General features: G+C 53.4%; 21 protein-coding genes. 16 read left to right on the top strand and 5 right to left on the bottom strand.

Annotated features, from left to right (window positions below; translation table 11 throughout):
* The first annotated feature begins 177 nt into the window (after positions 1-177).
* The 14 genes from FHT67_RS21120 (at position 178) to FHT67_RS21185 (ending at position 14521) form a co-directional block, all read left to right on the top strand.
* The gene (locus FHT67_RS21120; protein ID WP_132310654.1) at positions 178-1110 is read left to right on the top strand and encodes a carbohydrate ABC transporter permease; all 933 of its coding nucleotides are present in this window, start codon (positions 178-180) and stop codon (positions 1108-1110) included.
* Positions 1111-1185: 75 nt separating this feature from the next.
* Positions 1186-1956 (top strand): carbohydrate ABC transporter permease, encoded by a 771-nt coding sequence (locus FHT67_RS21125; protein ID WP_243711755.1) that lies wholly within the window; start codon positions 1186-1188, stop codon positions 1954-1956.
* Positions 1957-2063: 107 nt separating this feature from the next.
* Entirely contained in the window at positions 2064-3443 is a 1380-nt protein-coding gene (locus FHT67_RS21130) for an ABC transporter substrate-binding protein (protein WP_167201222.1), read from the top strand.
* Between the two features lie 98 nt (positions 3444-3541).
* Positions 3542-5359, top strand: a complete 1818-nt coding sequence (locus FHT67_RS21135) for a beta-galactosidase (protein WP_167201224.1) — start codon at positions 3542-3544, stop codon at positions 5357-5359.
* 283 nt (positions 5360-5642) lie between these two features.
* Positions 5643-6527, top strand: coding sequence for a LysR family transcriptional regulator (locus FHT67_RS21140; RefSeq protein WP_132310646.1), 885 nt, complete (start codon positions 5643-5645; stop codon positions 6525-6527).
* 136 nt (positions 6528-6663) lie between these two features.
* Complete coding sequence (locus FHT67_RS21145) at positions 6664-7197, top strand: GNAT family N-acetyltransferase (RefSeq protein WP_132310644.1); 534 nt, start codon at positions 6664-6666, stop codon at positions 7195-7197.
* Positions 7198-7226: 29 nt separating this feature from the next.
* The gene (locus tag FHT67_RS21150; protein ID WP_132310642.1) at positions 7227-8096 is read left to right on the top strand and encodes a transporter substrate-binding domain-containing protein; all 870 of its coding nucleotides are present in this window, start codon (positions 7227-7229) and stop codon (positions 8094-8096) included.
* Positions 8097-8136: 40 nt separating this feature from the next.
* Complete coding sequence (locus FHT67_RS21155; RefSeq protein ID WP_132310640.1) at positions 8137-8925, top strand: amino acid ABC transporter permease; 789 nt, start codon at positions 8137-8139, stop codon at positions 8923-8925.
* Complete coding sequence (locus FHT67_RS21160) at positions 8915-9625, top strand: amino acid ABC transporter permease (RefSeq protein WP_167201226.1); 711 nt, start codon at positions 8915-8917, stop codon at positions 9623-9625. Before FHT67_RS21155 ends, FHT67_RS21160 begins: the two co-directional genes overlap by 11 nt.
* Positions 9622-10374: an amino acid ABC transporter ATP-binding protein gene (locus FHT67_RS21165; protein WP_132310638.1), complete on the top strand. Its 753-nt coding sequence runs from the start codon at positions 9622-9624 to the stop codon at positions 10372-10374. The genes FHT67_RS21160 and FHT67_RS21165 overlap by 4 nt, the downstream gene beginning before the upstream one ends.
* Positions 10375-10466: 92 nt before the next feature.
* Positions 10467-11477 (top strand): LLM class flavin-dependent oxidoreductase, encoded by a 1011-nt coding sequence (locus FHT67_RS21170; protein WP_167201228.1) that lies wholly within the window; start codon positions 10467-10469, stop codon positions 11475-11477.
* Between the two features lie 22 nt (positions 11478-11499).
* Complete coding sequence (locus FHT67_RS21175) at positions 11500-12687, top strand: amidohydrolase (RefSeq protein ID WP_167201230.1); 1188 nt, start codon at positions 11500-11502, stop codon at positions 12685-12687.
* Complete coding sequence (locus FHT67_RS21180) at positions 12684-13193, top strand: DinB family protein (RefSeq protein WP_167201232.1); 510 nt, start codon at positions 12684-12686, stop codon at positions 13191-13193. Before FHT67_RS21175 ends, FHT67_RS21180 begins: the two co-directional genes overlap by 4 nt.
* Positions 13193-14521 (top strand): LLM class flavin-dependent oxidoreductase, encoded by a 1329-nt coding sequence (locus tag FHT67_RS21185; RefSeq protein WP_167201234.1) that lies wholly within the window; start codon positions 13193-13195, stop codon positions 14519-14521. Before FHT67_RS21180 ends, FHT67_RS21185 begins: the two co-directional genes overlap by 1 nt.
* A 234-nt stretch (positions 14522-14755) precedes the next feature.
* On the opposite strand, the gene FHT67_RS21190 is transcribed toward FHT67_RS21185, so the two are convergent.
* The 4 genes from FHT67_RS21190 to FHT67_RS21205 all read right to left on the bottom strand — a co-directional run bounded on the left by FHT67_RS21190 (position 14756) and on the right by FHT67_RS21205 (position 19835).
* Positions 14756-16219 carry a glycoside hydrolase family 32 protein gene (locus tag FHT67_RS21190; RefSeq protein WP_167201235.1) on the bottom strand — a complete coding sequence of 488 codons (1464 nt, stop codon included), beginning with the start codon at positions 16217-16219 and terminating at the stop codon, positions 14756-14758.
* Between the two features lie 15 nt (positions 16220-16234).
* Entirely contained in the window at positions 16235-17851 is a 1617-nt protein-coding gene (locus FHT67_RS21195; RefSeq protein ID WP_167201236.1) for an ABC transporter substrate-binding protein, read from the bottom strand.
* 22 nt (positions 17852-17873) lie between these two features.
* Positions 17874-18755 carry a carbohydrate ABC transporter permease gene (locus tag FHT67_RS21200; protein ID WP_132310611.1) on the bottom strand — a complete coding sequence of 294 codons (882 nt, stop codon included), beginning with the start codon at positions 18753-18755 and terminating at the stop codon, positions 17874-17876.
* Positions 18756-18899: 144 nt separating this feature from the next.
* Complete coding sequence (locus tag FHT67_RS21205; RefSeq protein WP_167201237.1) at positions 18900-19835, bottom strand: ABC transporter permease; 936 nt, start codon at positions 19833-19835, stop codon at positions 18900-18902.
* 205 nt (positions 19836-20040) lie between these two features.
* On the opposite strand from FHT67_RS21205, the gene FHT67_RS21210 reads away from it, so the two are divergent.
* Positions 20041-21024, top strand: a complete 984-nt coding sequence (locus FHT67_RS21210) for a LacI family DNA-binding transcriptional regulator (protein WP_132310607.1) — start codon at positions 20041-20043, stop codon at positions 21022-21024.
* Positions 21025-21083: 59 nt separating this feature from the next.
* Positions 21084-22046, top strand: coding sequence for a carbohydrate kinase family protein (locus FHT67_RS21215; RefSeq protein WP_347880115.1), 963 nt, complete (start codon positions 21084-21086; stop codon positions 22044-22046).
* 56 nt (positions 22047-22102) lie between these two features.
* On the opposite strand, the gene FHT67_RS21220 is transcribed toward FHT67_RS21215, so the two are convergent.
* Positions 22103-22906, bottom strand: coding sequence for a phytanoyl-CoA dioxygenase family protein (locus tag FHT67_RS21220; protein ID WP_167201239.1), 804 nt, complete (start codon positions 22904-22906; stop codon positions 22103-22105).
* Between the last annotated feature and the right edge of the window lie 66 nt (positions 22907-22972).

The raw sequence follows: 22972 nt of genomic DNA on the forward strand, positions 1-22972 counted from the left end.
AGCCCTTTCTTTACCCGGATAAGGCCGTGGCTCGAGCGCGGCTTTTTTTCGTTGCCGGTACCTCGCCGCTCCGCCTCAAAAAAGGTCAAAATCTTCCCTGTATCGGGTCAGAATACTTCGCTTACAAATCGGCTCGATCGCTTATTATGATCTCAACACAAGAGTTGAGGTGATGGTATGGAAGTCGTCAAACAAACGGCGGGCACCGGCCATGCGGCTGCAGCCAAGAAAAGATTTTGGACGCCGTCGCGCAGAGAGGCGCTGGTCGGCTGGTTATTCCTCATTCCCGAGATTGTCGGGATGCTGCTGTTAAACGTCTTTGCCTTAGGGTTCTCCTTATATTTGAGCTTCTCCAAATGGGACATGCTATCCGGCCTTCCCGGTATCGAATGGATCGGGCTTGGCAACTACAAGGAGCTGTTCCGTGATCCGGCCATCCTGGAGGCGCTGAAAAACAATCTGCTGTACACCGTCATGACGGTGCCGATTCCGATCGCGATTGCGCTGGTGCTGGCCGTTGTTATCAATAACAGCGTTTTTCTGAAAAGCTACTTCAAGGTTGTTTTCTTTATCCCGTACATCTCGTCGATCATCGCGATTGCCGCGGTATGGAGCGCTTTGCTGCATCCGTCCCTCGGTCCGATTAACCAGCTGCTGATGCAGCTTGGCATTGACGCTCCGCCGAAGTGGCTGGTTGATCCGAAGACCTCGCTGCTCTCCATCGCGATCATCGGCACATGGGCGAGCCTCGGCTACACGATTATTATTTATACCGCGGGTCTGACCAACATCTCGAATGAAATTTACGAAGCATCCGAGATTGACGGGGCGTCCCCGCTGAAGAAATTTTTCCGGATCACGGTGCCTCTGCTGCGTCCAACGACCTTTTTCCTTGCGATTACGATGCTGATCGGATCGTTTAAGGTATTTGACATCATCTCGTACCTGACGGAAGGCGGCCCTAACAATTCGTCTACCGTATTGGTCTACCGGATCTACGAAGAAGGCTTCCGCAACTATGATATGGGCTATGCCTCGGCGATCTCCTGGCTGCTCTTCGCCATAATCGGCATCATTACGGCGGCGACGTGGAAGCTTGGGAAGGATTAAGAAAGGGAGGGACTACCTGTGACAACAAAACTGTCAAAAAGCATTTTTACCGTCTTGCTCGGAGCATTCTCTCTGATGTTCCTGACCCCGCTGGTCTGGATGGTCTCGTCGGCCTTTAAGTTCGAGAAGGATGTCATGCGCTTCCCGATCCAGTGGATTCCGGAGAAAATAAACCTCGTCTACAACTTCAAATCCGTCTGGATGGGAAGAGTTCCGTTTTACGATTTCTACTGGAACTCCCTGAAGGTTGCCATCATCACAACGGTTATTACGCTGCTGATCTCCTCGATGTCGGCTTACGCGCTGACGAAGCTGCGCTTCCGTGGACGTCACATGATCTTTCTGGCGATGCTGTCCTTTATGATCATTCCCGATCAAGCGACGCTGATTCCTCGGTTTCTCATCATCCGCTGGCTGGGGCTGTACGATACGCATGCCGCGATTATTCTGATGAGCATGTTCTCGATCTACTTCACGTTCCTGCTGCGGCAGTTCATGTCCGATATCAGCGATGAATATTTGGAGGCGGCGCGCATCGACGGCGCGGGACATCTGCGGACGTTCTTCTCGATTATGATTCCGCTCTGCAGGCCCGTCTTGGCGACAGTGGCGATCATCAAGTTCATCTGGACCTGGAACGATTACCAGAACCCGCTTATTTTCCTCCTGAGCAAAAAGCTGTACACGATTCCGCTTGGCATTACGCTATTCCGGGATGATTACACGAATAACTATGCGATTATGATGATGGCGGCCTTGTCGGCGATTATCCCTCTTCTGGCTATCTTCATTATCATGCAGAAGCAGGTCATTAACGGGATTGCGCTAGGCGGCGTGAAAGGGTAAGGTAGTCAAAAAAGTACTCGTTACACCTCAAAATTATACACTTGGCAAAATGGGACGATCGTTATACTGGGTGTGTAGTCATTATAAAGTTCTAGGGGGAAGCAGAAATGAAACAAGCAAAACGCAAGTTTACGGCGGTAGCGGGCTTGCTGCTGGCCGGCACGGTTGCGCTCAGCGCATGCGGAGGCAATAACTCGGCGAATTCGGGCAGCGAAGGCTCATCCGGATCAGGCAAGTCGGAACCCGTAACGATCAAGTATTACAACTGGGATAACGAAGCCCAAGCGGTGGCAACCGACGCGATGCTGGACGAATTCATGACCAAGAATCCGGATATCAAGGTTGAGCATGTCGTTCTCGTCCCGGGTGATTCCGTTGAAATGCTGAAAAAGCTGGACTTCCTGATCTCCTCGGGCGAGGCGGTTGACGTTGTGGCGATGCCGAACCTTGGAGCTGTCTACGAGCGTGCGACAAGAGGTGCATTGGCACCGTTAAATGAATTTTATAAACAGGAAAATCTGGTGCCGGAAGACGAGTATTATGTGAATCCGAAGATTGACGACAACTACTACGGCATGCAGCTGACTTCAAGCTTCAACTACGTGCTGCTGAACAAGGATGCGCTCGATGAAGCGGGCCTGCCGGTTCCAACCTACGGCTGGACCTGGGATGACTACCGCGACTATGCCAAGAAGCTGACCAAAGGCGAAGGCGTGGACAAGCGCTACGGCACGTACTTCCATACCTGGGAGCTGTACATGAACGCACCGGCGCAGACGGTGATGAAGGATCCGTTCCGTTATGACGACGGATCGACGATTTTGTCCGATCCTTCCTATAAATACTTCTTCCAGCTCCGCAAGGATATGGAGAACGTCGACAAATCGGCCAAGCCTTACGCCGATGTGCTTGCGGCCAAGCTGAATTACCGGACGGAATTCTTTAACGAGCAGGCCGCGATGATTTTGACGGGAAGCTTTACGATTCCGGACGTAGGCAATCAGGAGCAATACCCGCATTCGTTCAAGACGGCATTTGCACCGGTACCGCTGCCTCCGAAAGGCGCCGAGCCTAAGAATTACGAAGGCGGCAAATATTTCACAAGCGGCAGCTCGGTTGTGATGGGCGAAAGCTCCAAGCATAAAGACGCTTCGTTTAAGCTGATGCGCTTTATGACAACCGCGGATTCCGAGAAGCGCACCGAATTCTCCGGCTGGAAAAAAGCGGACAACAAGGCGCTGCTGGACCGCATCATTGGCGGGAACAAAGATCTGTATGACGTAGATTCGCTGCAAAGCACGCTGTTTGGCGACAAAATCAAATACCTGGATGCTTCCAGCGTGATTACGGTATCGACATCCGAACTGACCAAGGTCATCGACGACGGCTTCAGCAAGTTTATGCTGAGCAACGAATCGATTGACGATGTGCAGAAGTGGATGGTTGACCAAGCAACGAAAATAATTAATGAGAAAGAAAACAAATAATCGCTCATAAGCTAACGGAAGAGAGCTTCGGAGACAACCTGCCGGTTGCTCCGGGGCTTTCTTCCGTTAGCGGGGCATGGGCAAATGGGAGGTACAAGGTGAGCCGTTTAACGTGGAAGGATCAGAGATATTGGCTGGATGGGGAGGAGTTCCGGATTTTGTCCGGGGCGATTCATTATTTCCGGGTTGTGCCGGAGTATTGGGAGGACAGGCTGCTGAAGCTGAAGGCGTGCGGTTTCAATACGGTGGAGACATACATTCCGTGGAACCTGCATGAGCCCCGGGAGGGAAGCTTCCGTTTCGACGGGATTGCGGATGTCGCCCGTTTTATAGAAACGGCGGGCCGGCTCGGGCTATACGTCATTGTCCGTCCCAGCCCTTACATATGCGCGGAGTGGGAGTTTGGCGGCCTGCCGGCCTGGCTGCTGAAATCGTCCATGGGCTTGCGCTGCATGGATAACGAATATCTGGAAAAAGTCGACCTCTACTATAACGAGCTCGTTCCGCGCCTGCTGCCGCTGCTGGATTCGCAGGGCGGTCCCGTCATTGCGATGCAGGTCGAGAATGAATACGGAAGCTACGGCAACGATACCGCTTATTTAGCTTACATAAAGAATGGCCTGATCCGGCGCGGAGTTGACTGCCTGCTGTTTACTTCGGACGGTCCCACGGACGAGATGCTGCTGGGCGGAACGGTTGACGGGCTTCACGCCACGGTTAACTTTGGCTCGCGCGCAGCCGAATCCTTCGGGAAATACCGGGAGTACCGGCAGGAAGAGCCGCTCATGGTCATGGAATATTGGCTTGGATGGTTCGACCATTGGAGAAAGCCGCATCATGTCCGGGATGCAGGGGATGTTGCGAGCGTATTGGACGAAATGCTGCAGCAAGGGGCCTCCGTCAATTTGTACATGTTCCATGGAGGGACGAACTTCGGCTATTACAACGGAGCCAACTACGGCGAGCATTATGAGCCAACGGTGACCAGCTACGATTACGATGCGCCTCTGACGGAATGGGGGGACGTAACCGACAAATACAAAGCCATTCGCGGCGTGCTCGAAAAGCATGGCATAACGGAAGGAGCTCCGTTCCCCGCTCCGATTCCGAAGAAAACGTACGGCAAGGTCGCTTTGACGCAGCGGGGGGAATTGCTGGATCAGCTCGGGCAGGTATCCGCCGAGCAAGTGCAGTCCGTCGGCATCCGGCCGATGGAGCATTTCGATCAGGCGTACGGTTTTATTTTGTACTCGACGCAGGTTAAAGGGCCAAGAACCAGACAAAAGCTGCATCTTCGCGAGGTGCGCGACCGGGCTCAGGTGTTTCTGGACGGCAAGCTGATTGGCGTTGCCGAGCGTTGGAATCCGCAGCCGATCGAGATCTCGGTTCCAAGAGAAGGGGCAAGACTGGATGTCCTGGTCGAAAATATGGGGCGCGTCAATTACGGGCCTTATCTGCGAGATCATAAAGGAATAACGGAGGGCATCCTGATCGATAACCAGTTCCAGTCGAACTGGACGGTTACCCTGCTGCCGCTTGAGTCCGAGCAACTCGCACGTGTTCACTATGAGTCGGTGGAAGTAACAGAGGTACGGCAGCCTGACGGGCGTCCTGCCTTCTATCGCGGATTTGTTGAGGTGGACGAGCCTGCGGATACGTTCCTGCGCTTCGACGGCTGGCAGAAGGGGATCGCCTGGATTAACGGCTTCCAGCTTGGCCGTTACTGGGAAGCCGGTCCGCAGCGTGCGTTATACGTGCCGGCTCCGCTGCTCCGCAAGGGAGGCAATGAAGTCATTCTGTTTGAACTGCACGGCGTACACGGGCTTCCCGAAGTGACGTTGACGGATATGCCTGACCTAGGCGACACGGCCGCCGTAGACGAGCAGGTGCTGAATTTCGTGCAGGAAGAGGAGTAGGATTTAAGGCGGATCGAAGACTATTCGATTCGCCTTTTTGACGTCATTTTGAAGTTTTTTACCATTATAGAATTTATAAGTTCCTAAGGCAGCGGAAGCTGAAATTCTATATGGCGATAAAACCACCCCCTATACGCGGTCGCTCATCTTCGAAAGACCTGGATAGAGGTATTCTCACAATTCCGCTATTCCATAAATCCGATTAATCCTATAAGATAAAATTAATTTAATTTTATCGCCTATATAGAAAAAGTCTATCGATAAGGTCGCGGAGGGATTATCCATGAATATTGAGAACATCGAAGCTTTTGTGTACGTCAATCATTACGGCAGTTTTAATAAAGCGGCGGAGGTGCTCTTCCTCTCCCAGCCATCCGTCACCGCCCGCATTCAGACGCTGGAGCGAGAACTCGATTGCCGGCTTTTTGACCGGCTCGGCAAGCAGATCATGCTGACCGAGAAGGGCAAGCAGTTCCTTCCTTACGCCCAGCAAATCCTTCAAACGATTCAGAAAGGCCGTCTCCATCTCCAGGAGAAAGGGGCACGCCCGCAGGAGCTTCGCATCGGAAGCACCGTGTCCGTCTCGAATTATCTGATTCCCGATTTGCTGCCGCGGCTGACCCGCTTATTCCCGCGTTTAACCTTCAAATTAACAACGGCGCCCTCGGATGACCTGGTCAAAAAACTGCTCGACCGGGAGATTGATATCGCTTTTGTTAGAAAGCTTGTTCATCCTTCCCTTCAGTCATTTTCCTACTATGAGGATCCTATCCGACTCTATGTCTATGAGGGGCATCCGTTTGCGGAAGAAGGCCGGGTATCGATCGACGAGATCCAGGATCAACCGCTTGTTTTCTTCGAATGCGGCTCGCTGGACTGGCTGCGCCTTCACCGCGTATTCGAGCATCTGGAGCAGCCTCCGCGCATCGTTTTCCATGCGGATAATTCGGAGACCGCCAAGAAGCTTGTGCTGCAGAAGGCAGGCATTTGCTTCCTGCCGGGCTTATGCGCCAGGGAGGAAGTAAGCAGAGGAAGGCTTATTCCGATTGAGATTGAAGAGACCAAAGGGATTTCCCTGCAGACGAACCTGATTGCGCTGACGGGAGAGAACGAGGAGTATATACAGGCACTGCTGCCCAAGGATAATTTGAGCTTTTACAGCATTTAGAACGGACCAATAGAATCAATCGATCGATAGAGAAAGTCTATTAGCGCGGGTAGGCGGATCGATGATACATTAATACCATCTTAATTCTTAGTAAGTTTATAGGAATTATTTAATTAGACATTTGAGGGGTGGAACTATGAGTGAATTGTTTAGGCAAGCGGGAATCGATGATGCGGAGCGTCTCCGTGAGGTGACGTATGAAGCCTATTCGCTCATTCGGGAGCTGAAGCTGAATTGGCCAGCGGCGAATGCCGGTCTGGATCAGATACGGGACAACATTACACAGAATGAATGTTACGTGCTGGAAGCAGACGGCGTTATTGTCGCAACGATTACCTTGTCGAGAAACGATGAGGTGAAGGCCATTACGGATCTGCCGTTTATCAAATGGTTTGCGGTCCATCCCGGCGAGCAGGGCAAAGGATACGGCGACAAGCTGCTGACCTGGGTCGAGAATACAATCATTCGAGATAAGGAAGGGGCGCCCGCGGTAACGCTCGGAACGGCCGAGAAGCATCCGTGGCTTCTGCCGATGTACCAGCGCAGAGGCTACGAAAGCATCCGCTCCTTCGATTCCGGCAACGGCGACGGAACGATGCATTTGCTCCGCAAGATTGTGAATCCGGAGCTGTTCGAGAAGGTCAGCCGGGAACAAACCGCGGCGAATTAATTCAATAATTATAATCGGGGGTTACTTATATGAAGAAAAAAGCACTAGTCGTTACAGCCGCATTATCGCTCATCCTGGTGGCGGCGGGCTGCGGCTCGAACAATAAATCGGATAACACGCAAGCGCAAAACGGCAATAAAACGGCTGCAAACGTATCGGCATCCGGCAATGCCGGCGGTGAAGCGAAGAAGGTTGTCATCGGCACGGGCACCGGATTCCCGCAAGTATGCTTTATCGACGAGAACGGGAAGCTGACGGGCTTTGACGTTGAGCTTATCAAAGAGATCGACAAGCGTCTGCCGCAATACGAATTCGATATTCAAACGATGGAATTCTCGAACCTGCTGCTCAGCCTGGAGACGAACAAGATTGATCTTGTTGCCCATGAAATGGAGAAAAATCCGGAGCGCGAAGCGAAATACCTGTTCAACAAAGAGCCATACGCTCACTGGAGAAATAAAATCGTTGTTCCTCAGGACAACAACACGATCCATTCCCTTGATGATCTGGCGGGCAAGAAGGTGCTGGTTGGCGCAACTAGCGCGCAAGCGCAAATTCTGGAGAACTACAACAAGGATCATGACAAGAAGATCAACATCGTCTACCAAAACGGCGCAGCTAACGATACGGTCAGCCAAATTACGACCGGCCGCGTAGACGCTACGTTGGCAGCCGACTTTACCTTGTCCTTGATCGATCCGCAAGCGAAGCTGAAGACAACGGGCGATAACCTGTCCGAAGCCGACATTCTGTTCGTGCTCCGCAAGAACGATCCGGCAGAACAAGAGCTGTCCGATGCGATTGACGTGGCTCTGAAGGAGCTTAAAGCAGACGGAACGCTCGGCAAATTGAGCACCGAATGGCTGGGCGGCGACTTTACGGCGGATAGCGGGAAATAGCAAGCGAAAGTGAATGAGTAATGAGAGGTGAGACCGCAAGATGGAGTATGGCTTCGATATTAATTATGTGTTCGATTTTATTCCCAAACTGCTGAGTACGCTGAATATTACCCTGCTCATCGTGGCAGGCGCTATCGGACTGGGGCTGCTTGTCGGTTTTCTCGTCGCTTTGCCCCGCCTTTACAACGTACCGGTGCTTCGGAATGTATCGATGGTGTATGTATCCTTCTTCCGGGGCACGCCGGTTCTCATTCAGCTGTTCCTGTTCTATTACGGCCTTCCGGAAATTTTGAAGCTGGCGTCGATCGACATTTCAAAGCTTCCCGTTCTTTATTTCGTTATTCTCACCTTCGGCCTAAACGTAGGCGCCTATGTATCGGAGACGATCCGGGCGGCCGTGCTCGCGGTTAACCGGGGGCAGGTGGAAGCGGCTTATGCCGTAGGCATGACCGGGTATCAGGCTTTTACCCGGATCGTGCTGCCGCAGGCGGTAGGGATTGCCGTTCCGGTATTCACCAATCTTGTCATTGCGATGCTGAAGGATACCTCGCTTGCTTTTACGCTGGGCGTTATGGAGATGACGGGCAAAGCTCAGACGCTTGGCTCGCTGTCCCAGCATTTTATCGAAACTTACATTGCGCTTGCCCTTATATATCTTGTTATGAGTATCGTATTGGAACGTCTTATGCTGCTCGCGGAGCGTCGGTTGTCCCGTCATCTGCGCAGGGATAGCAATGAGAAGAACAGGTTTTTCAGCAGAAAACGCAAACGCCTGTCTTTGGGCGGCCTAACCCGCGAGTTAAAGGAGGTGCCTCGTTATGAAGCTTGATCCGTCCTTTATATGGACCGCATTCCTGCAGCTATGGTCGGCTGTTCCTACTACGCTGCTCATTACTCTCGTATCCGTGTCCGCCGGATTCGTGATCGGCGTAATAACGGCGCTAGCCCGAATTTACCGGATTCCGGTATTGTCCCAGCTGTCGAGCGGTTACGTGACCTTTATCCGCGGGACGCCGATGCTGACGCATCTGCTCCTCATTTATTTCGGATTGCCGATGCTTGTGGACGGATTGTCGGCGCAGTTTGATCTCGGATGGAATTCCGCCAAAATCCCTATGATCGGCTTTGCTTACATTTCATTCTCGATTACGGCTGGCGCTTATTTGTCGGAGGTTGTCCGTTCCGGGCTATTGGCGGTGGACCGCGGGCAGATGGAAGCGGCTTGGTCGATTGGCATGACAACGCCGCAGGCGCTTCGCCGCATCGTATTTCCGCAAGCGCTGGCAGCAAGCCTGCCGAACCTGTCCAACTCGGTTATCGGGATGCTGCACGGTTCGACGCTTGCTTTTACCGTATCGGTTGTCGACTTGAACGCCAAAGCGCAGATCGTGGCTTCGACGAACTGGAAGTTCTTCGAATCGTACGTCGCCGCGGCTTTGATATTCTGGGGATTAACGATCCTGATTGAACGTTTTACCGGCCTTATCGAAAGAAGAATCCGCGTGTACAGCAAGGGAGGGGTAGCATGATTAAGCTTAGCGGTATCCATAAGTCGTTTGGACGCCACGAGGTCCTGAAAGGGATTGATCTCACCGTGAATAAGGGCGAGGTTGTGGCCATTCTGGGGCCAAGCGGCTCCGGCAAAACCACGCTGCTGCGCTGCATCAATTATTTGGAGAAGCCAAGCGAAGGAGAGATCCGGATCGGCGATTTCGCCCTTAACGTGAAGCATGCGGGGAAAAAGGACATTTATTCGCTGCGCCAGCGCTCGGCGATGGTGTTCCAGCAGTACAATCTGTTCAGCCATAAGACGGCGCTCGAGAATGTGATCGAGGGACTGATTGTGGTAAAGAAGCTCGGCAAGGAAGAAGCGCGTAAACGCGGCATCGAGCTGCTCGAGAAGGTAGGCCTCGGCGCCAAGCTGGATGCTTATCCGAGCCAGCTGTCAGGCGGCCAGCAGCAGCGCGTCGGCATCGCAAGAGCGCTTGCGCTTGAGCCTGAAGTGATCTTGTTTGACGAGCCGACATCGGCGCTGGACCCCGAGCTTGTGGGCGAGGTGCTGGCCGTAATCCGCCGGATTGCCAAGGAAGGCATCACGATGATTATCGTGACGCATGAGATGGGCTTTGCCCAGGATGTTGCGAATCATGTGGTATTTATGGACGGCGGGGTTATCGTCGAGGAAGGCCCTCCGGCCGAGCTGTTCGGCAATCCGCAGGAAGAGCGGACCAAGCAGTTCCTGAAGCGTTTTACGTCGGAGTACAGCTATTCGATCTAGCAGTCTGAGCGCATGCTTTCGATGCAAGAATCATCATGAACAGCCTGCCAGGGCTATTTATGTGACAATTCTTTTAAGGAGGATTAAACGGCATGTCCATTACAATAAGCATTTTGGATCAAAGCCCGGTCTACCCGGGCGAAACTTCAGCCGAAGCATTCGCTCATACGGTTGCGCTGGCGCAAAAAGCGGAGGAGCTTGGCTTCCGCCGCTTCTGGGTATCGGAGCATCACGATTCCGAGCATGTAGCGGGCTCTTCGCCGGAGGTTCTTATCTCGTATTTGCTCGCCCGCACCAATAAGATTCGGGTTGGCTCCGGCGGTATTATGCTGCAGCACTACAGCCCTTATAAGGTAGCGGAGAACTTCCATGTTCTTGCTTCCCTCGAACCCGGCCGCGTTGATCTTGGCGTAGGCCGCGCTCCCGGCGGACTTCCGCGCAGCACGCAGGCGCTTCAACGCAACCTCGTGAACCCGTTGTCGCTCACGGACAAAATCGTCGAGCTCCGCGGATACGTGGAGGGACGGACGGAGGAAGAAGGTCCGCTGGCGGGACTTAAGGCGACGCCGATTCCGGCTGTAGCGCCGGAGCTGCACGTGCTGGGTGCTTCCGCGGACAGCGCGGAGCTGGCTGCAAGTCTTGGCCTGCCTTACGTATTCTCCCTCTTCATCGGAGGTGACGAGCAAGCTGCCGTTGATTCGGTTCTTCAATATAAGCAGGCCTTTAATTATGAGCTGGGTGCTGCCCCGCAAGCGATTCTGGCATTGGCTGCAATCGTAGCGGATACGGATGAAGAAGCGGTGAGCCTGATCCCGCCGCAAAAGCTGGTGAAGGTGCATTTGGCCAGCGGCCGCAAGGTTACGCTTGGCACGATTGAGCAGGCAGAGGCTTACGGTCAGCAATCCGGCGAGGCATACACCATTGAGGAGAAAGTGCCGCTTATCGCGGCAGGCTCAAAGGAAACCGTTCGCGGAAAGCTGCTTGCCTTGCAGGAAGCGACCGGCGTAGACGAGTTTATTATCACAACGAATATTTCGCCGTTCGAGAAACGGATCCGCTCGTATGAGCTGCTTAGCGAGGCATTTGCCGAAGTAACGGCTTAAACATGGGAGGTGGGGTGGACGAATGAGCAACGATACGACAACCCGCAGCGCTGCCGCGTTGGCGGGCCAACTGACAGACATCCGCAGGGAGCTCCACCGCAATCCGGAGCTGTCCCACGAGGAGTTCGAAACGACAAGGCGAATCAAAAGCTGGCTTGAAGCCGCCGGTATCCGAATGGCTGATTATCCTCTAAAGACCGGGGTTATCGCCGAGATCGGAACGGGCTCACCGGTTATTGCGCTTCGCGCCGATATCGATGCCCTTCCCATCCAGGAAGAGACGGGACTGCCGTTCGCTTCGATTGTTCCGGGCAAAATGCATGCCTGCGGCCATGACTTTCATACGGCTGCCCTTGTCGGAGCCGCTTATTTATTGAAGGAACAGGAGCAGGAGCTGAAAGGCACGGTCCGGCTGATCTTCCAGCCAGCCGAGGAGAAGGCGAAAGGCGCGCGGCAGGTCATAGAAAGCGGTGCGCTGGAAGGCGTGCGGGCGATCTTCGGACTGCATAACAAGCCGGATCTGCCGGTTGGAACCATCGGCATTAAAGGCGGTCCGCTTATGGCGGCGGCCGACGGCTTTGTTGTTGAAGTCGCGGGACGCGGCTCGCATGCCGCCGTACCGGAAGCCGGCAATGACCCGGTTCTAACGGCTGCGCATATCGTTACCGCGCTGCAGTCGATTGTCAGCCGTAATGTAGGGGCGCTCGACAGCGCGGTGATCAGCGTTACGAAAGTGAATAGCGGTACGGCGTGGAATGTCATTCCGGAGAAGGCCGTGCTGGACGGCACGGTCCGTACTTTTGATCCGGCAGTCCGCCGCCGGGTCCGCCAGCGATTCGACCAGGTGGCAGCCGGCGTTGCCGCTGCCTTCGATACTACCGCCGTAGTCCGCTGGATTGAAGGTCCGCCTCCGGTTTACAACGATGAAGGATTAGCGGAGCTGGCATGGCGGGAAGCCGAGCGATTGAAGCTGCTTCCGGTTAGTCCGGTGCCTTCACTTGCCGGAGAAGATTTTGCGGCCTACCAGCAGCAGGTTCCGGGACTATTCGTCTTTGTAGGAACGGACGGGCCAAAAGAATGGCATCATCCGGCGTTTGATCTAGACGAACGCGCACTGCCTGTAGCGGCTGATTTCTTGGCCGGTACGGCCATTCGCGCAATATCACACTTTGCGGCCGAACCGCAAGATCCAAAGGAGGACTTCGAATGAGTGCCATTGCTATTCAAGCTTATTTGGACACGCATCTTCAATTGACCCGGGCAATCGCAGGGGTAGACGAAGCGCAGCTGAAATGGAAAGAAAACGAAGCGAAATGGAGCATTACCGAGGTTTTGTCCCATTTGGCCGATCATAATATCGTGGTATCCTTCCGCATCCGCGACATTCTTGCGGATACGAAGGCTCAGCTCCCCGCTTTTAATCAAGACCTGTGGGTGTCGGGCCAGCATTCCAATGACGGCAACGCTTCCGATATTTTGAACGTTTTCTGGGCGCTGCTGCAGTACAACGGTCTGCTGTTTGGCCGGTTGAGCGAGCAGGATCTGGATAAAACAGGCATCAACTTCAAAGGGGAAACGGTCCGCGTCCGCGACATTATTCAAGGCTTTACGAAGCATGTGCAGAACCATCTCGGTCAGATTGACCGGATTAAAGCGGCTTATCTGGCACAAGGACCTGCGGTTATTGTTACAAGAGCACAAGGAGGGAATGAGTAATGGCTAAGCGTAAACAATTAAAGCTGGGCGCAATGCTGCATGGCGTCGGCAGCAGCACTTCGCTGTGGAGACATCCGGAGGTACCGTCCGATGCCAGCGTAAATTTCGAGCTGTACAAATCATGGGTCGAGAAAGCCGAAGCGGGCAAGTTCGATCTGGCGTTTATCGCCGACGGTCTTTATATAAACGAAAAATCGATTCCGCATTTCCTGAACCGCTTCGAGCCCATTACCATCTTGAGCGCACTCGCCGCCGTCAGCAAGCATATCGGTCTTGTAGGCACTCTCTCGACTTCGTATAGCGAGCCGTTTACGGTTGCGCGCCAGTTCGGTTCGCTTGACGTAATCAGCGGCGGCCGCGCAGGCTGGAATATCGTCACTTCCCCGCTTGAAGGCTCCGCGCTCAACTACGGCAAGAAGGAGCATCCGGACCATGACAAGCGTTACCGGATCGCAACGGAATACTTGGAGGTCACGCGCGGCCTGTGGGATTCGTGGGAGGACGATGCGTTTGTCCGCGACAAAGAGTCCGGCGTCTTCTTTGACCCTGCCAAGCTGCATACGCTTAATCACGAAGGCGAGTTCTTCTCCGTAAAAGGTCCTCTTAACATTGCCCGCTCGAAGCAGGGCCAGCCGGTTATTTTCCAGGCGGGAGCTTCTGAAGTTGGCAAGGATTATGCGGCTAAGCATGCGGATGCGATCTTCACCGGCCATGAGACCGTTGAAGACGCGGTTTCGTTCTATCAGGACGTGAAGCGCCGCGCGGCCGCGTTTGGGCGCAACCCGGATAACGTTCTTGTCTTCCCGGGCATTGGCCCTGTTATCGGCAGCACGGAGGAAGAGGCGGAGCGCAAATACCAGGAGGTTGCGGATCTGGTATCGGCGGAGAATGCGCTTCTGTATCTCGGCCGGTTCTTTGAGCATCACGATTTCTCTCAATATGATCTGGATGCGCCGTTCCCCGACCTTGGCGACCTTGGCCGCAACAGCTTCCAGAGCAGTACGGACAAAATCAAAGCCAATGCGAAGGAGAAAGGTCTGACGCTCCGTCAAGTGGCTCTGCAGGTTGCGACTCCTCGTCCGGTCTTTATCGGAACGCCTGAGCAGGTAGCCGACCGCGTGCAGGAATGGTTCGAAGCCGGCGCTGCCGATGGCTTTATGGTTGGTTCTTCCGTGCCGCATGGCCTTGAGGATTTCATTGAGCATGTGGTTCCGATTCTGCAGGCACGCGGCTTGTTCCGCACCGAGTATGAAGGCGATACGCTCCGCGGCAATCTAGGCCTGCCGATTCCGGCTAACCGTTATACGAAAGCGGCTGAACACGTTTGAGACGCATGCTAGAATATTACACGAAAAATAATGACAAACAAGACCCTGAGAGGGTCTTGTTTGCTAGGAAAGTAACCGGTTGGTTAGAATAAGAACCTGGCAGGGTCTCGAACGTGCTTAGGTTAAGGTCCTTATAGGGCCTTAACCCCGAATCAAAGGGATGAGTTCATGGGATTCGCAGGCAAATGAAAAAGCAATCCCCAAGCCATCGGCTTTGGGGATTGCTTTTTTCATTTATTCCGTTGCCAGCACCGTGCAGCTTACGAGCTGCGCAGTACCGCCAACCGCGTACAGCGTGACCTTCTGGCAAGTCTGGTCCGGGAAGACCAGACTGGTCATAGCGGCGGAGCCGTCCGCGAGGAACAGCTCTACCGATGCTGCATCGGCCAGAATCCGAAGACGGAGACGGTCCGGGGCGGATCCCTGCAGTTTCATGTGCTGAGGCTTCGCAAACATGTCGGAGAAATCATGCGGTCCGGCATGCTCCCTTAGCAATGCAAGCTCCTTCTCCTCAGCCGAATAGGTAATGGTTGTGTACTGCTCTTCATTATGATGAAGGACGATACCTAACTCCCGAGCCTCGATCTGCTCCGCATCGAGACGAAGCTCGAAGGCATCCAGCTTGCAATCGATGATCTCCTTGCGGCCATCAGCGAGCAGCAAATCCTCTACTTCAGCAGCCACCCGGGAGAAATACGTTCCGATTTCTTCAACCGGATGCTGGACGATAACAAGCTCGCCGTTCTCTTCGAGGCGCTTTAAACCAAGTGTCCGAGCCGCCGTCATCGAACCTCTCCAGCCGTTTGACGGAACATGATTGGCGTAACGCCAGTTGCTCATCCAAGCGATATAGATCCGCCGGCCGTCTGCCTCCGGAATATCCGAGAAGCTGACGCCCGCATAGTTATCGCGGCCGAAGTCCAGCCAGCGAACCTCGCGATCATCCGGCGCAAACGCAGAACCGTCAAACTCGCCGACAAAATACTGCGTGCGCGAGCCCTCGTTATATTCCGGATTGTCGCCAACGCTAACGAGGAGCACCCATTTGCTCTCATCCGTTCCTTCAACCGTCAGAGGGAAGAGGTCCGGACATTCCCAAACGCCGCCATGAAAGCCAATGCCGTCCCCGAACTCGCTTTCATGCTCCCAGACCTTCAGGTCCGGCGAGGAGTAGAAGGAGATCGTCTGGCCGGCCGCCAGAACCATCATCCACTTGCCGCTGTCCTTGTGCCAGAATACTTTCGGGTCGCGGAAGTCGGGTTTATCCGCAACTCGCAGCACCGGATTGCCCTCGTGTTTTGTCCACGTTCTGCCGTTATCCCGGCTGTAGGCAAGACTCTGCGTCTGCACGGCAGGCTCGCCTTTTACCTCGAGATGACTCGTAAATACAGCTACCAGCCCGGGCTCATCCGGAAAAAATCCGGATGTATTATGCCAATCCACGACCGCGCTGCCCGAGAAAATCGTCCCGTTCTCATCGGGATAAAGAGCGATGTCCAGCTCCTCCCAATGGACGAGATCCTTGCTGACGGCATGACCCCAGTGCATGGGTCCCCAGGTCGAGCCATGAGGATGATATTGATAGAAGAGATGATATTCTTCATTAAAATAAACAAGTCCGTTAGGATCGTTAATCCAGTTCTGCTGCGGTGCAAAATGCCATAGAGGCCGATATGCGGTCTTCTTGATCGTTTCCAAATAAACGTCCACCTTTTATGATTTGATGTAGTTGTCGTAGCCGGCTTGCTTGATTTGCAGCCATTTATCCAGTCCCAGACGGTTCAACTCTTTCAGGTAATCCGCCCATTCCTCGTTAACCTTGCCCGTCTTCATCCACTCGGCGCGTTTCCGGTTCACGTAAGCGAACAGATCGGTTTCGATCGTGGACAGCTGTTTCTGATCTTCCAAAGAGAAGAAAATCTTCGGATAATTGTTCTCCGCCTTCATGTAAGGAACCAGCTTTTCCTTCATAATGTTCAGGCGCCAAGCCGCGTCGTCCGGCTTTGTCGTGTATTTGCCGTAATACTCGTCAAGGATGGCAAGCGGACCGCCGATATTGGTCTTCTGGCGAAGTTCTGCCGGCGCCGCACCTTCTAGCGGTAGATGCTCGAGCATGCCTTTTGCCTCATCGAATTTGAAAATGTTCTGCTGCGTTTCGTCGCCGTAAGTACCCCAGTTGTCCTGTACCGATTGAAGCGGCTCGTACAGCTGGTCAATCCATTTGGCCGTTAATTCCACGTTTTTGTTTGCGCTTGTAATGACCATGCGGCCGCGGTCAAAGCCGTAGTTGTTCGTGCGGGTAACATTTACTTCGCCGGAAGGGCCGGCCAGCGGCTGCATCAGATCATACTTGTCGTTGTTGCCCGTAATGTTCGCCTTGTCCCAAGTGAAGTACAAGCCGTAACGCTCATCCTGACCCTTCGCCAGGAAAGTATTGTAATCCTGTTCGAACGATTCCTCGTCGATCAAATCCAGCGCATAAAGCTCATGCAAGTAGTTGATGGCATCCTTATACCCGTCTTGATCGGCTGTAAAGACCACTTTGCCGTCATTGGTGACCACCGTATGATCGCCGTTATCGCCAAGACCAAAGGCGCCAAACAGGAAGTTCAGGTCCTCGTTGCCGTTGTTCATGACAACGCTGAGGGGGATCTCGTCGGCTTGGCCGTTGCCGTTCGGGTCATCCTTCTTGAAGGCAAGCAGGACGTTTTTCAATTCCTCGGTTGTAGTAGGCATCTTGAGGCCAAGCTTGTTCAGCCACTCCATGTTAATCCACGGAATATCGTTGACGGAGTGAATGCTTTCTTTGCCCGCCCCAAGCTCCTCGATCCACGGGAAGCTGTAAATATGGCCGTCCGGCGCAGTCATCATTGCTTTGTACTCCGGCGCTTCCTCAAGCACCTTCTGCAGATTCGGCATGTATTTCGTTATGATGTCTTCAAGCGGAATGATCGTTTTGTCCGTTCCAAGCTTGAGCAGATCATAGTCGGAATAAGCCGCATCGAGAATGGCGTCCGGCAGATCGCCGCTTGCTACGGCGAGATTTCTTTTCTCCACGAAGGAGTCCGAGGTGAAGTTCTTCCAATTGACGTGAACGCCGGTTTTCTCCTCAAGCCGCTTGTAGATTAGCTTCTGGTTCGGGTCGGTCGGGGCAAGCGGCGAGCTTTGGGTCATGAAGTTGAGCGTAACCTTTTCCTGAAGCGGGAACGACACGTTAGTCAGGTCATAACTTTTGGAAGCGGCCGAGCCTTTGTCGCCCCCTCCGCTGCAGCCTGCGATCATGGATACGGATAAAGCTAAAGCGGTTGCGGAATAAATCGTTTTTCTCATGAGATGATTCCCCCGTATAAGTTTATTTGATGGAGCCTACCATAACGCCTTTCTCGAAGTACTTCTGGAAGAACGGATACATGACGATAAGCGGCAAACTGGACACTACAATCGATGAATATTTAATCATCTCCGACAGCTTCTTCAGTTCGGCTTGGGCCAAAATATCCGAAATCATGCCGGGATCAACCTGGTTCTGGATCAGAATCGACCGCAGAACAAGCTGCAGCGGGAACAGACGGCTGTTGTCGAGATAAATCATGGCGTCGAAATACGAATTCCATTGCCCGACAAACGCATACAACGCTAGGACAAAGATAATGGGCTTGGACAGCGGCAGGATGATTTGGAAAAAGAGCCGTTGATCCGTGGCGCCGTCTATCTGAGCGGCCTGATTCAGTTCCTTTGGAATGCCGGCAAAATAAGTTCTCGCCAAAATGATGTTGTACACGCTTACCGCGCCGGGCAGAATAATCGCCCAGATCGTATTGAGCATATTGAGGTCTTTGACAACCAGATAGGTCGGAATCAGACCGCCGCTGATAAACATCGTGATCAGGAAAAACACCATAAACAGTCTTTTGCCAACAAAGCCTTCGAGGCTAAGCGGATACGCGGCGAAGACCGATACGACAACGGTTGCCAGCGCAAAACCCGCGGAATACAAAATTGCGTTAAAGAAGCCTCTTAACATGGCCGAATTGCCTAATATTTTCTCGTACCCGGTAACGCTCCAGTCCGAGGCGCTAAGCGACAGCCCCTTCGTCAGAAGCACGTTTGGGTTCAGGAAGGAGGCAAGAAGCACGTAAAGAAGCGGAAAGAGAACGAGAAGCGCGAGCAGGGCAAGCAGCACATAGGTGATAACGAGCAGAACGCGGTCTCTTCGGGAAATATGAATGTCCATTGAATCCTCCTTAAAAGAATCGTCACGCCAACAGCCGGATGGCTGTTCGTGATGATTCTTGCGTCGAAAGCACTAGCTTAAAGAATCGTCACGCCAACAGCCGGATGGCTGTTCGTGATGATACTTGCGTCGAAAGCACGAACTTTAATAGAGTCCTTCTCCTTCGTTCAGCCGCTTCACGACGGCGTTTACGAGGACGAGAAGAATGATGTTGATAATGGAATTAAACAAGCCGATGGCGGTCGAGTAAGCATAATCGCCGGACTGAAGGCCAACCTTGTACACGTAAGTCGCGATAATCTCCGAAGTTGGCGTATTCATAGCGGTCTGCATCAGAAAAGCCTTCTCGTAGCCGATCGACATAATGCCGCCGGCAGCCAGAATGAACAGGACCGCCATAACCGGCTTCAGCGTTGGCAGGTCGATATGCCAGATGCGCCGCAGAAGCGACGCGCCGTCAACGGTTGCCGCGTCATGAAGCTGCGGATCCACATTGGAGAGGGCGGCGACATAAATGATCGAAGCCCAGCCGGCTCCCTGCCAGATGCCCGATAAAATATAAACCGAGCGGAAGTAAGCGGGATCGGACATAAACGAAATGGGCTTATCCGTAAACATGGTGACAAGCGAGTTGACCAGCCCCGTCGGCGACAGGAAAACAAACAGCATCCCGGTAAGAACCACGACGGAGATAAAGTTGGGCGCGTACAGGATCAGCTGTATATTTTTTTTAATCCTGGGCCCTCTGATCTGGTTGAGCATCAGCGCCAGTACGATCGGTACCGGGAAGCCAAGCAGCAAGCCGTAAACGCTGAGCTTCAGCGTATTCATAAAGATATCGTAGAAGTTCGGCGATGACAGGAACCGGTCGAAGTTCTCGAAGCCGACCCATTCGCTCGCCATAATTCCTTTCAGCGGGCTGAAGTTTTTGAAGGCGATGATGGAGCCGTACATCGGAACATACTTGAATATGACGGTCAGCACGACGGCCGGCAGCAGGAAGAGATAAAGCGTGTAGTTTCTGAACACGTAATAAATCCAGCTTGGCTTTTGTTTTCTGCTAATGGATGTGCTTGCCAATGTTAATCCCCCCTAAGAGTGCGCTTTCATATGGAGCTCGGAAAAAGCGGCTTGAATCCGTTTTCCCGATTTCAGGGTAAGTATATGTCAACCGGATGACATATGTCAACCGGTTTCATATTTGTTTATTTTGTGGTTTAATCAAATAGGCATTAAGCTTATAATAGGTTCCATAAAGCGGTAAGACAGGAATGAGGTGAGGCATGTGAACCCGAAAATAAGCGATGTGGCGGAGAAAGCCGGCGTATCCAAAACGACCGTGTCGCGGGTGCTCAACAATCGCGGCTATATCAGCCAGGAGACGAAGGACGCCGTTTACGGCGCGATGAAGGAGCTGAACTATGTTCCCAACGATGTCGCGCGGTCGTTATTTAATAAAAAAACGAATCTAATCGGGCTTATTCTCCCGACGGTGAACAACCCGTTCTTCAGCGAGCTGGCCTTCTACATCGAGAGCATTTGCGCGGAGAAAGGATATAAAGTCTTGCTCTGCAACAGCACCCATAGCAGGGAGAACGAGGAGCGGTACCTCGACATGCTGCTGCGCAATCAGGTGGACGGCATTATCGTCTGTTCGTACAACCGGGGGTTTCACCATTACAATCACGGCAAAATGGCGGTTGTCGCAATCGACCATTACTTGGCTCCTTCCATACCGGTGGTTGGTTCGGATAACTATAACGGCGGCAAGCTGGCAACAGAGCTGCTGATCGCGAAGGGCTGCCAAAATATTGTCCATATTAACGGGCCAAGCGAGCTGGCGACTCCGGCGAATTTGCGGCGGAAAGCTTATGAAGACGTGATCAGGGAGAACGGCCGCGAGCCAATCGTGTACGAGAACCGCCAGTCGTTTGAACAGAAGGGGTATTCGAATCTGTTCGATCGGATCTTTGCGGAGCATCCCGAAGTGGATGGCGTATTCGCCAGCGACGATCTGATCGCGTCAACGTTTATCCAATACGTGAAGAAAAAGGGACTCCGTATTCCGGAGGATATCAAGATTATCGGCTATGACGGGTCGGAGACGGTACAAGCTTTCCTGCCGGAGCTGTCGACCATTCAACAGCCAATCAAAGGCATTGCTCAAGAATGCGTCCGGATCCTGTCGGAGCAGATTGACGGCGAAGCCGATCATGAGGCGGAAGAGATTTATTTGCCGGTTCAGCTGATGGAGAGGGAAACCACCTAGAACGTGGTTTCTTTTTTGGGGGCTGTGTCAACCGGTTATCATACTAAGGGGAGAGATTTATTATGGCGGGGAATGTCGTTTGTATTGGGGAGCTGTTGATTGATTTTATCTGCACCGAAATCGATGTGGACCTGGCGCAAGGCGAACGGTTTGTGAAAAAAGCCGGAGGTGCGCCTGCGAATGTCAGCGCGGCAATCGCCCGGCTGGGCGGCAGCTCGGCTTTTGCGGGCAAGGTCGGAAAGGATCCGTTCGGCTATTTCTTAAAGCGGACATTGGAGGAAGAAAAGGTCGATACCTCGATGCTGATGCTGGATGCGCAATTGCCAACAACGCTAGCCTTCGTATCGCTCGATGCAAGCGGAGAGCGGGATTTCGTGTTTAACCGGGGAGCTGACCGTCTCGTTGAGCCGGAAGAGATTGACGTGGATCGCCTCCTGGCGGCGGCAGTGCTTCATTTTGGCTCGGCTACGGCTCTGCTGGAAAATCCGTTCCGCTCGACCTATACAACGCTGCTGCAGGACACTTCGGAGAACGGAAAGCCGTTTATCTCGTTTGATCCGAATTACCGCAAGGATTTGTGGGCGGACCGGCTGCACGAATTCACCAAGCTTGCGCGGGACGGCGCGTCGCATGCCGATCTCGTCAAAGTAAGCGAGGAGGAGCTGCAGCTGATGACCGGCGAGCCGGACCGCACGGAAGCCGTCCGGCTGCTGCATGGGCTGGGGGCCAAGCGGGTTTGCGTGACGCTGGGCAGGAACGGGACATTGGTATCCGACGGCAAAGCTTTGTCGCAGGTGCCGAGCATAGCGGTGAAGTCCGTTGATTCAACCGGGGCGGGTGATGCTTTTGTGGGGGCTTTGCTGTGGCAGATCAGCATGCTGGAGGAGCCCAAGGAAATGTCGTTCCGGCAGCTTTTGTCTTTCGTGGAATTCGCCAATAAAGTCGGGGCGATCACCTGTACGAAGATGGGGGCCATTGCAGCCCTGCCGACCCTGGACGAAGTACATTCATACCCGGCATAAAACAAGGGAGGCAGCGTCGGTTCGGGTAACCGCGTGCCTCCCTTGTTGCAAATAGATTAGTGATATGCCGGCGTCTCGATGCCGCATGGTCCGCCGTCCGGATTCGCTTCCAGCGAGAGCTCGGTGCCGTCCGCCTTGTAGAGCGGGTTATACCAATGCGAGATGGACATCGCGCTGCTGTTCGCGTAATGGGAAATAAACGCGCGGCGGAAACCGTCCTTTGTTTTGTTCCGGTAGGAGCCGTGAATCAGGTTGCCGTTGAAGAACAGGATATCGCCTGGCTCCATGATGGCGGCAACGGGCTTCTCCTCTTTTGGCGGCTTTACGTAATGATTCGTGAACGATTCGTTTGAATCCGATTCTTCCGGGCATACGATTTCATACGTATTTGTCTTCGGAACAAGCAGCATGCAGCCGTTTTCTTCGTCGCAGCGGTCGATAGCCGCCCATGCCGCAATACAGTTGCCCGGCTCCACCTTCAGATAGAAATTATCCTGATGCAGCGCTTGACCGCGCGAGCCCGGAGGCTTGTAATAGAACATGCTTTGCGCAGCCAAAGCCTCTTCTCCGTACAGATCGTGCATAATGTCAAGAACAACCGGATGCAGCATGTAATGCTTGCTCAGATCGTTGTAACGGTGAGGGTGCATCACCCGCGGATAGCGGCGAAGCGGATCCTCCTGCTCTCCGTCCAGGACCGGCTCGAAGTAGCCGGGAATGGGGGTAAGGCTGATTTTATCGAACTCGGCCCGGATTTCCTCGATCTCTTCCTTGCTCCATACCCCTTTTACGATTACGTATCCTTCCGTCTCGAACTGCTTCATCTGCTCCTCGGTAAGCACTTTAAGCGACTGGTTCATTTGTATTGCCCCTCTCCTTGTTGTTTGCTGCTTCTTGTCTCTAATTGTAGGGCGTTAAGGGAAAAG

The organism is Paenibacillus sp. BK720 (assembly GCF_011761545.1).
Lineage (GTDB): Bacteria > Bacillota > Bacilli > Paenibacillales > Paenibacillaceae > Pristimantibacillus.